Below are 14,234 nucleotides of genomic sequence, written 5' to 3'. Positions count from 1 at the left end.
GCATCATGAAGGGCTTTCTCGCTGCTGTGGCGATCACGCTGGTCGCCACGACGGGATTGGCGCGCGCCACGGACGCCACCGACTGGATCAGGAACACGCTCGAAAGCAGCCGCGCCGCCGCCGACAGCTGCACCTCGGAAGCCGCCGCCCTCGACGGCACGCTCTCGCGCATCGGCAAAATCCGGCTTCCGGAGACGGGCAAGGTCATCGTCGTCAATATCCCGTCGGGTGTCGTGACGGCGTACGAGAACGGCGTTCCGGTCATCGAGAGCAAGGCGGTCGTCGGCAAGGCGAGCACGCCGACGCCGGAACTGGATACCCATGTCACCTATGTCAGGCCGAACCCGACATGGACGGTGCCGCGCAGTATCATCAAGCGCAACAAGTGGCTGGACAAGCTGGCGTCCCAGCCGGAATTCTTCGAAGACAACAACTTCAAGGTCATCTCCGGAGGAGTCGAGATTTCCCCGTACGACGCGGCCGAGAACCCGGAAGCGGTCGAAAGCTTCGTCCAGAAGCCGGGTCCAGGCAACGCTCTCGGCGCGATCAAGATCGGCATCGAGAATTCGCAGGCAATCTATCTCCACGACACCAACGATCCCGGAAAATTCGATTCCGAAGTGAGGGCGGCGAGCGCCGGATGCGTCAGGATCGAGCGCGTCGCCGAGATCGCCGCATGGATCATGGACATCTCGCCGGACCAGATGCAGGGCCTTGTGGACGGCGGTTCGACGCAGAACCTCACGCCGCCCGAGGCGGTGAAGGTGATCCTCGGTTACTGGACCGCGTGGCCCGACGCCGGAGGCACGACGAGGTATTACCCCGATATCTACAGCAAGGACCGGACCTGCGGCCGTCCGTCCGTCACAACGGCTGAACACGAGGACGTCGAACAGCCGGAACACGAGGACCACCAGGCCCCCTCTCCTGGCCCGCGGTTCATTCCAGCGGAAGCCAATGACGACCAGAACACCAGACCGCAGCCGGTCTGGACCGAATCCGAAGCACGATAATGGAACGGAACGCAATGCAACACATCGCCAACGCGCTCAGGGCAGCAGGCGACATCGCCAACGTCGTCGCCATGCTGTTCTTCGGATGGGCCGCCTTGTCCCTCAAGGCGGCGGCTGTCGAACAATACCATGCGGCAGGCGGAACGCCGTCGATTTCGCAGGCCGCGGTCGCCGCCATCGTAGCCGATCCGACGTCGGCGCTGCGGTACGGCCACCTCGTGGCAGCCTGGGGACTTTTCATCGCGTCGGCAGGATGCGCCTGGATGCTGATCCTCGGAATTCGGTGGAACTACCACCTCATCCTCAGGTTAACGAACCGCTAATTCAGAACCCGAAGGCCATCTGTCCCGCAGCGGGGGCCTTCATCATGGCGCGGGGAACGGCGTCGAATACGGGGTGATCTCCGTAACGTTCCCTCGCCCAGTCGGTCCAGGCGTCGTCCGCGCCGTCTTCCATGCACTTCGAAATGGTCGTGTATCGCGCGTCCGACGCCGCGAAGGGCCGGCACAGAGCCTCCGCGCAATCCAGCGTCAGGGTACGGATCACATCCGGCGGCAGAGCGGCTTCGCCGTTCGCAACCGCGTCCAGAATAATCCGCGCCGAGAAGTCGCGGAGTCTTTTATCTGTGAATGGAACCCTTGCCCGGTCGATCCAGTTCCCGGATGAGTTGAAGGTGGCCATTCGGCTCTCGTCGTCTCTGGAGATTCGGTCGCCGTAGATCAGTTCCTCGCTGGTGGAATCGTTAACCTTTTCGAACGTATTTAGAGACACCGCGTCCTTAGCCGCCGCCAAGAACGCCGTTTTGTTGTTGATTTCGTTCGCCCTTTCGACTAAAGACTCCGGAAGTTCATATCCTCTGACATCGCGCATCTGCGCTCGGGTCAACAGGAGCGGGAACTTGTTGGATGTCACGACCTGAAAGGGTGTTCCAGACTTGTATAGCTGCTCCGCGATCCTGCCGCAGTCCTCGGCATACGTGTCAGTACGCAAGTCCAAACCGATATACTTTTTCTGGTGGGTTGCCATGATGGCAAGAGGCGCGAAATCCGGAGTACCGAAACTGGTGAACGAGAAGATCGGTTCGCCTGTCTTGATGGCGTTCGCCAGTAGGTCGTCCATCCGGCTCGCAGAACCGCACTGCATCGCCAGATCGATCGCCCAGGGAGCCTTCGCTTGAACGAGGCGGAACAAGGCCATCGTAGCGACGGAGTCATGGTAGGCGTCATGCGCCTGAAGCTGGATGCCGTTGGCGGGGCAGAGCGCCTCGAGCCTCAGGCTCATTTTCCCTTCCGCGTCGCGCGGTACGACCAGCGCTTCGGGATCGGCCGCCACGACCAGTCTCACCACCGACAGCAGGTCGATCTTGATCGCGTCTCTTCCCGTGTTGAAATAAGGGTTCCGCAGGTTACGGAACAACGTGGTCCTCAGGAGTTCGTCGTCGTAGCGGATGCCGTTGTAGGTCACGAACACGCGCGTTACCCCGCGCGCGGGCGTCAGGAAGCGGGAAATATTGCCGGCCGCGGCGTAATCGCTGATCAGCGATGGATCGCAAAGTTCGCCTGCCGTCTTGCGAACCACCCGAAGCGCCGTCGGATGGGGCACAACATAAGGAAGAAGCCGTACGAACTGGGATATCGAGTCCTTGACCCCGAAGGATGCATCGCAGGTAACGCCACCGAACTGCGTCACTTGATCGTGACGCTTGGAGAGGCCGGTCGCCTCGTTATCGTAGAAGGTATATTCTAACATGGAAAATCTCCTGATCACCAATAGTCGGTCCAGCAGAGGCAACGAGCAAGTGATGGTTTCCAAAGCAACGCCGACAACGACCTACAATATCGTCGCCAAACTCGTTGGCTGGGGCGCGCAAGGCGTGGCGAACGTCCAGGTCCTTACCAGCGTCCCCGGCGCGCCTGCCGGCACCGAAATTCAGGCCCGGGTCGCCGAGGACCGCAAGCGGCTCAAGATGAAGGATTTCAAATTCTGGAAGGACAAGGGACTCAGGGTCGGCGGTGTCGTTTTACTGCGCTGGTCGGTGATCGATCCCGAACTCGGCATCGTGTGCAAGGAAATGGACATGATGCGGAAGAACGAGAAGGACGGTCCCTGCCTCGTCAAGCCGAACTCCGCAGTCTATCTTCACGCGCCGGAAACAGTGGGTAGCTACACGGTCAGTCATGCGACAATCGCCGTCGTCGGGGATGCGAAGAAGGTCAAAAAGGTCGACCAGTGCGTCACCTTCGCAAAGAGAATGATCGAGGACACATCGATCCTCGGCAAGGCATCGCTCCTCCTCACCGTCGCGGACGCGAGTGGACGGATCGAGGAACTCCCCATCAACATCCCGGAGAAGGCGGACGCCGATGCGGTCGAGAAAGCCGTCAGGAGCGGTATAGACCCGGAGAGCGCCAAGCTGATGGCGACGTCGCCGGACGGTTGGTGGCTGGTTCCGATGTTCGACGCCGAGTTGGAAACCGATCCCTACATCCAGGGCAAGCACAATGCCCAGTACGTCAAGATCAAGTACGGCCCGTTCGACGAACCGATGTTCACGCGAACAAACGTCGTGTTGCGGGGATCGTTCAGCGATTTCATCATCGCCGACGTCAGCCCGGCTTCGGAGCCGCAGGACATCGAGCCACGCCTGCTCGTCGATCTTCTGGGTTGATCGGTTTTTCCAGAGACGGCCGCCTACAGGCGGCCTGCTACTTCGGTGCCAGCGGCACCTGATCCATCTGCGCCGCAGACAGCCGCAAGCGGTTGCCATCGGAGGACGGTGTCCACATCGTCCTGCCGTTATCCCATCCCCTCCCCCGGTCCCTCGCCGCGATATAGCGGGCGCATATGTCGTCGTGGGCGTTTTCGGGCGGTGACAACCGATCAAGCGCGATGAAGAGCGGATTGCCTTCGGAAGGGTCGTGGAGCAGCAGCTTCCACGCTTCATGCCGATCCCCGTTTGCCGCGGCTACGAAAGCGGAAGCGGTCTTCTGCAGGCAGGTCCACGTCCAGAAGCGTAGATCGGCGTCGCTGACGCGCCTGACCTGCTGCCTGATCTCCCCGGCGCGTATGTCGCTCTCTCCCAGTCTCCTGGCGATCTCGGGAGCGATGTCCCAAACCAGCGCCGCGGCGTGCCTGAGCTCGCGGGTAACCGAATGATGGGCAAAACCGTCCTGCCTGACGGACCGCGCCGAACGCGCCGTCCCGACAATCGCCCGAGCCAGGAACCTGTCTGAAAGATGGTACAGCCGATCAACCGCCTCGGTTACAAGGTGGTCCTCGCCATCAGCCGTCCTATCCTCAAGAGCATAAGGCATCATGCCGTTCCGGTTTCCTATGAGGAAATTGTAGCGACATGAAAGCACCTTGAGCGGCAATGGACAAGTTGGCCTATGGGATTACCGTCAGATGGATTAGGCGGGGCGGCGGCTACCCGGCGTGCCGCCTCGTGAAACCGTGTTTCAGGCGGCCTGGTGGGATATCGAGAGGTCGTTCCGGCGTCGCGGTGGCTTGGCAAGTGAACGGACCGTTGGTCCAAGGATTTGGTGGCTACCCGTCTCGATTGTCCTTCAACATCGGCTCCAGACAATCTCGGCGACAATCGCCGCCGCAGCCCCGCTATCCCTCGCCCCACCGTCCAGTTAATCGGACAGGCTCCCATCAAACCCACTCGGCGGGGAACCAGGAAACCAGGCAGGCAGGTAAAGGACACCGGATGTAGCCGGATCAACGATGCGCCAGTCTGAGAAGCAGGCATCAACTCAAGTCAATGATCCACCGAACGAAGAACCCGGGGAATAGCCGAAGCCGTCAATCCGCTTATTGACGCTTCGTGGCGTACCCGGAGCGGCTGTATGGCGACGCGTGAATTTAGTGGAACGACATCTTCATGTTATCCGCGCTCCACATCTCCCTGGATGATCGTTCCAACAGCAGAATACCCCGTGGCTCCGTCTGGCTCGCAACAGGTCGTACTGTTGGGCGCGCTACACCGCGGTCCACCGAATTGCGTTTCCATTCAGATATCGCAACCGCGCCCTGCGATGATCCCGGCGACAGGGCGTCCGACATAGGCCTCGATTTGGCCAGCGCGCGCGACCCGTGATCGACATCTGGCATCGCAGGATGAACCAGCGGGCGACCGAGAAACCCGTAGTCGCCGCCAATTCAAATAGTGACACTTGCTCCCAAAAACCGCGAAACACAGCAAAAACAATGCCTTAAAGTTTCCTCATAGAAAACCGTGTCGGCATAGCAGCAGAATGTCGGCCCGAGGTGACCGTGGAGACGACGGGCAACCAACGCGGCTTCCCAATATGAAACCATCACGTCTTGTTACCATAAAGATAGAACGTCGCAACGGTTGGGCATGCCAATCACATCCTCCTGCTTTGCGTTCCCGGCGTCCCCATTTTTCCACGACCAGCGGACCCACCGAAGCCGCGAACCGGCGATGTGGCGAATTAAAAGAGCCTCGTCAAATGGACACAGGAAGACGCCGGAACCGTCTGGCGGCGGAATGTCACCAAACCGTGGAGGTTGTTCGGGAGATTAGCGAGATGACAATACAGCAGACGACCGAAGAAACGTCCGCGCACCTCCGCTACCCGACGTCACGATCACCCGCCAGAAGCCGATCTTATCGTCCAGCCGCTGCGCCAAGCCCCCGAAACGTCGGGCCGGTTTTCCGACGACCTTCCATTTAGCCGATCCGGCGGGAAGGTATTGCGCCGACGAGGCGGTGCGAGGAGCCATGAATACGGTTGCCTCCCAAGAAGCCGAGGCACCGTCTCGGTATGGAACGGAGACCTCGGCTTGCGACTGCGACAGGGCGATTGGACGCCTTCTCGCCGTGACGCAAGGCTGCCGAACCGCCAACCGATGACGACGGCGACACCGCGAGGCCTCGTCACATGTTCCAGTTGGATACACGTCCCGGCCGAAAAATAATCGGTGAATAAGGGGGCTTAACGTTCTGTAAACTATTTGGCATATGATGACGACGGAAAGACACAGCTGATTCGCAGTTTTCTCTCGTTCGACCCAGCAGCATCCGAAACGCCAACACGAACTTGAATTGGGCTCGCCGATGTCAAACCAAAGCTTCAAATCAGACTCGCCGGCAGTGAACGACTTCCTTGCCAGGAAGACCGCCAATCCCGCGGAGAAATTCGCGGCTCTTGGCGAAACCCTCGCCAGCGCGCTCGAAAAGCCGGACGGTCCGCCGTCGACGCCGGGACCGGTACTGGTGCGCAACAATCCCGCGCCAGCCACGATCGATCACAGGGAAGAGGAAGACAACGCCGACGAACCGGGCGCGAGAATGTCGCTCGAGGTTCCCGAACACAATCCTGGCGGCCGGCCGCGCCATGGCAAGAAGCCGAAGGTCGAAAAGACATTCGCGATCCCGCCCGAAATCCATCAGCGCCTCGTGAGCATCTCCAACCACGAAGGCATCCGTCACGACAAGAAGTTCTCGGTGTCTTACATCATGGGACACCTCCTCGACTTCGCGCTCTCCCATGTGGACGGCACGAAGGTCATACCCGACGCCAACGGCGACGGACTTGTCATCAAGAAGAGGGAAGCAGTCCAATGAAAGTCATAGCCTGCCTCGGCCGCAAGGGCGGTTCCGGTAAAACCATGACGGCGCATCTTCTGGCGCATGGTCTGTCCAAGGGATACGGACTTCCCGTCAACGTCGTCATGACCGACGTACGCGAAGAAAGCCCGATGAACTTCCACCCCGACCGGTCCTATTACCTGTCGGCGATCACCAACAAGGACGTCAAATCGGACCTCGAGGCCCTCGACCGCATCTTCACGCAGACGCAGAAAATCCCCGACTCCGTCCTCATCATCGACGGCGGCGCGAACCGCGCGAACGTCGACCGCGCCTTCGCGCAACTCGCCGACTTCATCATGATCCCCGTCGCCTGCGGCGAAGAAGACGTGAAGGTGGCCGAAGCGGATTTCTGGGGTCTTGCCCAGTCGATGAAGGAAAACAACGCGACCGGCGACCTTTGCGTGATCCGCAACCGTTGGCCTGGACCGCAGCGGGAGCGGGAGCGCCTCGGCAACAAGCCGTACATCAAGAACTTCCTTGCCAAGGGAGAGCGTACGGGAATGTTCTTCCCGGACTTCATTCCCGATATGCCGTCGCTCCTCGACATGGCGAACGCCAACGACCCCAAGACGACGCCGTTGATCGACGGCGTGTCGTGCCGCTTCGCCGAAGTCGTCGCCCGCAAGGTCGGTATCGAATTGCCTGAACGGCAGAAGCTGATCAAGTATCCGTCCGCTGCGGATATCAAGGCACTCGAGGCGGCGCGTCGCGAGCCGACCGCCGTGAACCACGAAGCCGCATAATCGGCCGGCGTTTGCCTCCCATCATGCGGCCGTGGGTATACTGGCAGCATGATGCCGAACATGACCCTCATCGAGACCGCTCTGGCGCGCCTGCAAGGCCACGCGCCGGAGCTTGCGCCACAGGCAAACAACGCCCTGTCGGCAATCCGCGCCTCGTGGAAGAGGGCAGAGCTTCCTGAAAAGCGGCTGGCGAATACCGCACGCCACAACATCGCCGCCTACATCATGGGTTTCGTCGCGTCGGCCTACGACACCGGCAACATATCGAGAGACTTCGTTACCCATCTGGCGATGCTGATAAAGCACGCCACGTCCATCGAGGCGCACCCGACGGACAGACATGTTTCGGCCCCGGACCATTCACCGGGAAAACCGTGGCATGGCAAGCAAGGCGGACCGTGGAACCGCAAGGCAGGGGAGGGGAGGGTCCTCACGCTCGTTCACCAACCCAACATGCCAGGCGGCCAATGGACGATCTCGATCGAGGGCATCCCCTGCCTGTTCGGCACCGATCCGCTGGAGGTGGAGGAGAGGACCGTGCGCTTGCTCGCTCTCGTCGACGCCGCCTCGAAGACGGCCGTGCCGCCGGTCCGACGCGCGGTCAGCTGGTCCTGAATTCCACCTATTTTAGGACGTAGGCGACATTTGCCGTGTCCGGTCGCTCATATTCGCGCGCCGTGGCGTGTGCGGTTTCCTGCCGGTCATGGCGCTCAATAGTCGGTCAGCGACGGCATCGCCGGGGCGTAATCGTAGGTCTTCTCGCGCGTCGCCCGCATGATGTCGTCGACGGTGGTCGTCTTGCGGAACGCCGCGGTCGGATCGTCCTTCGGATGACGGGGAACCGCGTCGATCGCGTCGTACAAAGGCTGCTGGATTTCCGGGGGCAGCACAGAGACGATCCGCTCGGCCAGGATTTCCCACGGCTCGCGTTCAGGATGGTCCATCATCCCGGACAGGGTCTTTTCGCAGGCGTCTTCGATGTAGGCCGAAATCCTCGGGTCGAGGAGCAGCGGAGGGCTGGCCGCGACCCACTTCTTGCCCTTCTCGGTCAGCTGGAAATCCTTGTCGACGAGATTGCGCGAGATGAACTTGTCGATGATACCGGTCGGTTTCCTGACACCGTCGACGATCACCTCGCCGGCCCATGTGCTCGGACGACCGAGCCCGTGGTTCTTGGCCAGCTCCAACAGCACCGTGTCGTGCCTGCGTTCGATGACGGTGCTTTTCGGCCAGGCTTCCTGACCGGGGTAACGCTGCCCGACCTCCCGCCGCCAATGAAGCTTCGCGACGAAATCGCAGACGGCGTTCGAAAAGCCCAGCGTCGCCAGATGCCGTCCCGCCACCTCGCCGACACCGAGCTGCACGGCATGCGACTGTCCGGAGCGCACCAGATCACGCGCGACCAGCGTCCTCAAACCCTCGTCGAAGCCTTGCTTGGTCGGGTCGAGCTGGACATCGAGCTTGCCGATCGGGTGCGGCGCGTCGTGGACGTCCGTCTCCTTCTTCTCCGCGACCTTGTCGGCCGAGAACTCGTAGCCGGACTTCTTGAGGACATCGTGGATTTTGCGAAGCGCGCTCTTCGAGATGCCCCTTGAACCCGCGCGCGGATAGGTCATGCGGCCGGCTTCATACAGGCGCTGGAGCGAACCCGACGCCTCGGCGGGCGACATCCCTAGTTCGTCGCCCGCCCTGACCATGATGTCTCCCATGTTACCAGGCGCTCGCGTGTAGGGCTTCGAAGCCGTCGCTCCGACCGCAAGCGCCGGAAAGCGGACCTTAGCGAGCCTCGCCGCGATGCCGGCGTCCAGGGGCTTGATCACGTCCGTCTCCGCGACCCAAGGTCGGCCGCCGTCCTGTGCGGGCGCGACGAGGCGGACCCTCAGGGCGCAAGGCGGGTTGTCCTTCACGAGGCCGAGAAGCCCGGTGGACACCCGTCCGACGGCGATGCCGTTCTGCGAGAACACCGAGCCGATCATCCGGTCGACGATCGCCCGTGTGCGGCCTGGCACCGCGTCGCGCTTGTTGACGAGCGTGGTCTCGTCGAGAGCCGCGCGAATGGAATCCTCGTCCATGCCCTTGAGGCGCACGCGATAGGGATCGGGATGGATGTCGGCGATGAGTTCGGCCACGTCCCAGGCGATGACGTCGCCTTCCTGGTCGGCGTCGGTGGCGACGTAGACGTGCTTGGCCTCGGCCGCCAGCTCGCGGATGTAGCGCGCGATGTCCGGGATGATCAGCTTGCGTTCGAAGTCACGGAAACCCTTGTCGATGCCGAGCTCCTGGAGACCCGGCATGTCGTAGAGATGGCCCTTGGTGGCGGCCACCTTGGCGGTGACGCCGATCTTCTCGAGCAGCTCCTGCAGGGTCTTGCATTTCTTGGGAGCTTCGATGATGAAGAGATTTGACATTGTGGTTCCCGTAATCCTCTGTCCGATTCTAGCCGGCAGGCACGGGAGCGCGGGCTATCGCCGGCGGAAAAGTCCGCGCGGGCGAACCCACGCGGACCGTGTTCGTCACTTCGGCTGGAACAGCGACGCTACCTTGTCGATCGTCTTGCGGATGGCTTCCTTGATCGCGTTGGCCATCTTCTCGATGTCGTCCATGATCTTCTTGACCTTGGCGCTTGCCTTGCTGACGTCGTCGCCCTTCATGCCGTCGGCCAGGTTGGCGAGTTCGTTCTTCACCATCTGCGTGTCGGCCTTACCGGGGAACGAGTTCTCGAGCGTCGCCATCTTGGCGAGAGCGGCTTCCTGTTTCTGACCGAACGTCTCGCCAGCGGAAACGATCTTGCTTTCCGCCGCCTTGAAGTCGGTGGACTGCTCGAGGGTCTGTACGGCCGTCGTCGCGGCCGCGGAGACGATCTTGCCGCTCTTCACGTCATGGATGTAGTCGCCGATGCTGGAGTCGGCCGCGTCGGCTAGGGCCTTGACGTCGGAATTGTTCAGGATGTCACGCATTTCGCCGACGCCTTCCTGGAACAGCGCTTCCGCCGCCTTGGCCTCTACGAAATTGTCGTGCATGCCGTGGTAAGCATCGCGGTAGATGCGGTTGGAGACGACCTTGTCGCCCGCGCGCGAGTAGTACGCCTCCGCGTTGTTGGGATCGCGGGTCGCGAGGAACTCGCCGATGGTCTTGCGCGCCGGGCGCGACGGATCATGGCCGTTGATCGCCTTGACGCCGTTCGAAAGCATCTTGAAGCCACCGACGGTCAGCGCGGCCGCGCCCGATCCAGCCGCCATCACAAGACCGCTCAGGCCAGGGCTTCCGCCGCCACCGCCGCCCTGACGCTGACCGGCCTGCTCGGCCGCCTTCTGCTGGGCCATGTACTGCGCCATGCGCGGATCGACCTGGCCGCCAGCGCCGTCGTGACCGGCGTCGTTGCCTGCGTCATTGTCGGCGTTGTTGTCGGAACCGTCGTTGTCGGCCGTGTTGCCGTTGTCCGTGTCGCCAGTGCCAGCGGCCGAACCGCCGGCGTTGCCGGTCGTCGCGGCTACGGGAGCCTGGGGAGCGGTGGTCTGCGAAGCGCCGGAGGTCTGGTCGAGAGGCTGACCGACCACCAGATCGTCGTCGTCTTCCTCGACAGGCGTGGCCGGTGTCGTGGACTTCGGCTGCGCGGGGACCCCGCTGTCCACCGGCGGGACATACCCGTCGTCCGGCACCGTTGTAGCGGTCGTCGAGTTCATGGAACCCATGCCCGCGAAATCGAACGCCTGTGATGCTGGTTTCGCGGCCGAGGCCTGGGCATTGGGTTCCATTCTATACTCTCCTGGTCGTTACTTTTTCGAAGCCAACCCGAAAATACCGTCGGTTCGGGTCTGTTCGTTGAGTATCGCCGTCTGCATTGCAAGTTGCACATTCATTTTCTGCTGCTGCTCGAGCTGCTCGAATGCGACGTAGTTCAGAACCGCCATCATGTTCTTGATGTCCTTGATCGCGGTGACCGGGTTCTGGTCGGATGACGCCAGTCCTTGCGTGTCGAGTAGGAAGCCCTTCGCGTAGATCGCCAGCCACTGCTGGTAGGACAGCTTGTTGACATCGACGCCAGAGTAGCCCTGCATCTTCGAAACGCGGTCCTTCGCCCAGCTTGCAAGCGTCGAACCAGAAGACTGCGGATCGCGGGACTTGGCGAACTCTACGACAAGCTGGCGGCCGACGGATTCACGGGCCATCTGCGTCTTGTAACGGGCGGCCTGCTTGCGGCCTTCGGGAGACTGGGCCTCGGCTTCGGACTGGGGCGTGTAGGTGTTCGGAGCAAGGGCGTTCAGGATGAAGGCGTTCGCGGCTTCCGCACGTTCCTTGTCGTAGGTATCGGAAGACCCCGAAGTGCCCTTGTAGAACAGCGAGTCCGAGGCGTTCACCGAAGCGCCGGCGAGTTCGCCCTTCGACTTGCAGAGCTTGGCCTTGACGTCGGCATCCGTGGCGTAGGTGTTGCAGTACGCCTCGAGACGGTAGTACTCGGCGGCGTCCTGACCCTTTTCGCTGTAGGTCGATTCACCGCGAACCCACTTGTCGAGTTCTCCGGCGTAGGCGACGCTCGACTTGTTCACGGTTCCCTGGAGGCTGCCGCCCGTCGCGCCGGTGATCACGTAGCACGAGGTCGTACCGGAGGTCGCGTCGACCAGCGCCTTGAGGCGGGCCTCTTCCACGGCCTTGACGGTCGCACGGTCGTCCTGCTGGTCGGCCAGGGTGTGTTCCGCACCGGTCTGCTCGCGCATGTTGCCGGAGAGCTGCCCGGTCCCGAGGCGAAGGGCCTCGATGATGGCGAGCTGCATGGCCGCGAGCTTCTGGTTGAAGTTCTTCATCACGATCGTCGCGTTTTCGTTCGCGTTGGCGTGGTCGTAGTACCCTTTGCAGCATGTTTTGTCCGCTGCCGCGGGTATCTGGTAGTTGTACGCGCTACCGAGACCGGACGGATCGGAGCTCGAAGACGCCGTCGTCGTCGACCCGGTCGCCGTTCCGTCCGCCGCCGATGCCATCATCGGGGAGAGGGCGACGGAGAACGCGATCGCCGCGGCCGTCACCAGTTTGAAAATCTGTCTACGCATAAGGTCCACTCCCCGTTAATTCTTGCCGAACACCGAAGCGATGCTCGAAAGGCCGGCGTCAGCCGTGCCGTTGCTTTCGTTGAAGGTGTCGCCGAAGACGTCGCTCAGCGTTTTCCCGATCCCGGGTTGCACCGCCCCAGCGCCATCGTTGGCTTCGCCGAAGACGCCGGAGGGGAAGAAGCCGCCCATCGACGTCGTGTTGAAGTTGCTCATGTCGCCGAACTGGCCCGCCACCTGGTCGGCGACGCTGACGGCCTTGTCGCAGGACCAGCCGGCCAGCATCGTCGTCAGGCTGCCGAGGCTCGGCGGCTTGAACAGGATGTCGGAGCCTGCGTTCTGGAAGAGCTTGTCGAGGCAACCGCGAGCCGCGAAACCGGAGTTCTGCGTCATGCCGCCGAGCTTCGAGTTCTGGCTGAAGCCGAAGCTGTCGCTCATCGCCGAATTCACGACGTTGTTGACGCCCTGGATGCCGACAGCGACCTGTTGGGCGGCGACCGCGGAATCGCACTGTCCGGCGCTGGACGCTCCGCCCGAGGTGGAGGTCAGCGAGCCGGTCGTCGTGAACGGCAGGCCGTTGATCGACCCGCCGCCGGACGTGAAGCTGCCTGTCAGATAGGACAGGTCAACCCCGGCCGCGCCGCTCATCGCCGAAGAAAGAGCCGACCCGAGACCCGAAGAAGAAATGCTCAGCGATCCGGTCTTGAGGAAGTTGTCGAGTTCGGTCACTCCGATCGAGAGCGCGCCCGCGATCAGGGACGACTCGTCGAGCTTGAAGTTGCCGATCATGCCGCCGACGTAGGAATCGGTGCCGAGCGCCTTGAGGGCGTTCCACGTCGTCTGGATTTCGCCTTCGGTCGTGCTGATGCCGCTTCCCGATGTGAAGTTGGTGATCGCGATCGGATTGGAAGCGGCCGCGAGCGCGGGAGTGCCCGAGAGCATCGCCATAACCGAAACCGCTGCGAGCGCCTTGATCAGGTGCTTGGTCATTTCGTCGTCCCTTCAATTCGGTCGGCGACCGCATAGGCGCTGCCGGTCCAGCCCATCTGCAACGCGCCGTCCTTCGTTTCGAGAAGGATGTCGTGGTATCCCTGGCGGGACATCTTCGACGTCAGAACGCTGCCGGTCGTCGCCGACGACAGCACCGGACGCCAAGTCTCGCCTTCCTTCTTGAGGATGCGGACTGGGCAGCCGTTCAGCTTGCCGCAGACGACGGAACCTTCCATTTTCACCAGCATCAGGTCGTTGCCCTTCGAAAGGCCTTCCTGTGTGTAGCTGTAGGTGACGGGAATTCCCGCCGCGGAGAGCTTGGAGGCCTGGCCGAAAGCCTTGGCGACGGAGTCGCGTGCCTTCTCGGTGACGGGTTTGAACGTCAGGGGGTTGCCAAGGGTCGCCACTTCGGGGCGGTACCGCGATCCGTCCCACTTCCACGCCGTGGCATCCACTTTGATGGGCGCGGGAACGTCGCGGTAGCCGCTTCCGACATCGATCTTGTCGGCGAAACGGTCGAGGATGATCTTCCAGTCTCCGCCCATGTGACGCAGCACAACCGTGCGACACGCCTTGGTGCCGTCGCGGCAGGAGCTGCTGTGGACGAAGCGGGCGACGATCTCGCCCTTGCCGTCGCCGTCGAGGTCGACGACACCGCTCTGGACCTGAACGCCAGTCAGGTTGCGGACGTAATTGCCGAACACGACGTTGATGACGGAACGGGCCTGCGCGTAAGGCGAATCCGACAGTTCGACGGGAACGGCCGAGGCCGATACCGTCGTGGCGAGAAGCGCTGCGAATGCGAGTGCGATTTTCATGTGGC

Annotated in this window: 13 protein-coding genes; 6 read left to right on the top strand and 7 right to left on the bottom strand. The window is 62.0% G+C overall.

Features of this window, described 5'->3' with window-relative positions; all coding sequences use genetic code 11:
- The first annotated feature begins 5 nt into the window (after positions 1–5).
- A complete protein-coding gene (locus tag FHT76_RS07315; protein WP_259185131.1) occupies positions 6–1,013 on the top strand; it encodes a L,D-transpeptidase family protein in 1,008 nt (335 codons plus the stop codon).
- Entirely contained in the window at positions 1,013–1,336 is a 324-nt protein-coding gene (locus FHT76_RS07310; protein WP_259185130.1) for a hypothetical protein, read from the top strand. The genes FHT76_RS07315 and FHT76_RS07310 overlap by 1 nt, the downstream gene beginning before the upstream one ends.
- A 1-nt stretch (position 1,337) precedes the next feature.
- Here FHT76_RS07310 and FHT76_RS07305 read toward each other — a convergent pair whose 3' ends face one another.
- Positions 1,338–2,762: an exonuclease domain-containing protein gene (locus tag FHT76_RS07305; protein WP_259185129.1), complete on the bottom strand. Its 1,425-nt coding sequence runs from the start codon at positions 2,760–2,762 to the stop codon at positions 1,338–1,340.
- A 52-nt stretch (positions 2,763–2,814) separates the two neighbouring features.
- Between FHT76_RS07305 and FHT76_RS07300 the strand changes: the two genes are divergently transcribed.
- Positions 2,815–3,681, top strand: coding sequence for a hypothetical protein (locus FHT76_RS07300; RefSeq protein ID WP_259185128.1), 867 nt, complete (start codon positions 2,815–2,817; stop codon positions 3,679–3,681).
- Between the two features lie 37 nt (positions 3,682–3,718).
- On the opposite strand, the gene FHT76_RS07295 is transcribed toward FHT76_RS07300, so the two are convergent.
- A complete protein-coding gene (locus tag FHT76_RS07295; protein WP_259185126.1) occupies positions 3,719–4,330 on the bottom strand; it encodes a hypothetical protein in 612 nt (203 codons plus the stop codon).
- A gap of 1,769 nt (positions 4,331–6,099) precedes the next feature.
- Between FHT76_RS07295 and FHT76_RS07290 the strand changes: the two genes are divergently transcribed.
- From FHT76_RS07290 to FHT76_RS07280, 3 genes are read left to right on the top strand one after another with little or no spacing between them, the layout of a single operon-like run.
- Positions 6,100–6,609, top strand: coding sequence for a hypothetical protein (locus tag FHT76_RS07290; protein ID WP_259185125.1), 510 nt, complete (start codon positions 6,100–6,102; stop codon positions 6,607–6,609).
- Positions 6,606–7,379 (top strand): hypothetical protein, encoded by a 774-nt coding sequence (locus tag FHT76_RS07285; RefSeq protein ID WP_259185124.1) that lies wholly within the window; start codon positions 6,606–6,608, stop codon positions 7,377–7,379. The genes FHT76_RS07290 and FHT76_RS07285 overlap by 4 nt, the downstream gene beginning before the upstream one ends.
- 60 nt (positions 7,380–7,439) lie before the next feature.
- On the top strand, positions 7,440–7,994 hold the full coding sequence (locus FHT76_RS07280; protein WP_259185123.1) for a hypothetical protein: 555 nt from the start codon (positions 7,440–7,442) through the stop codon (positions 7,992–7,994).
- Positions 7,995–8,089: 95 nt separating this feature from the next.
- Here the strand turns inward: FHT76_RS07280 and FHT76_RS07275 are convergent, their stop codons facing one another.
- From FHT76_RS07275 to FHT76_RS07255, 5 genes are all read right to left on the bottom strand, one after another.
- A complete protein-coding gene (locus tag FHT76_RS07275; RefSeq protein WP_259185122.1) occupies positions 8,090–9,787 on the bottom strand; it encodes a toprim domain-containing protein in 1,698 nt (565 codons plus the stop codon).
- A 105-nt stretch (positions 9,788–9,892) separates the two neighbouring features.
- Entirely contained in the window at positions 9,893–11,134 is a 1,242-nt protein-coding gene (locus FHT76_RS07270; RefSeq protein WP_259185121.1) for a hypothetical protein, read from the bottom strand.
- 18 nt (positions 11,135–11,152) lie between these two features.
- Positions 11,153–12,424: a hypothetical protein gene (locus tag FHT76_RS07265; protein ID WP_259185120.1), complete on the bottom strand. Its 1,272-nt coding sequence runs from the start codon at positions 12,422–12,424 to the stop codon at positions 11,153–11,155.
- A gap of 15 nt (positions 12,425–12,439) precedes the next feature.
- A complete protein-coding gene (locus tag FHT76_RS07260; RefSeq protein ID WP_259185119.1) occupies positions 12,440–13,411 on the bottom strand; it encodes a hypothetical protein in 972 nt (323 codons plus the stop codon).
- On the bottom strand, positions 13,408–14,229 hold the full coding sequence (locus FHT76_RS07255; RefSeq protein WP_259185117.1) for a hypothetical protein: 822 nt from the start codon (positions 14,227–14,229) through the stop codon (positions 13,408–13,410). Before FHT76_RS07255 ends, FHT76_RS07260 begins: the two co-directional genes overlap by 4 nt.
- Positions 14,230–14,234: the final 5 nt, after the last annotated feature.

It is taken from the genome of Rhizobium sp. BK176 (assembly GCF_024808055.1).
The sequence above is the reverse complement of the archived record's forward strand: the minus strand, read 5'-3'. Positions and strand labels throughout refer to the sequence as shown.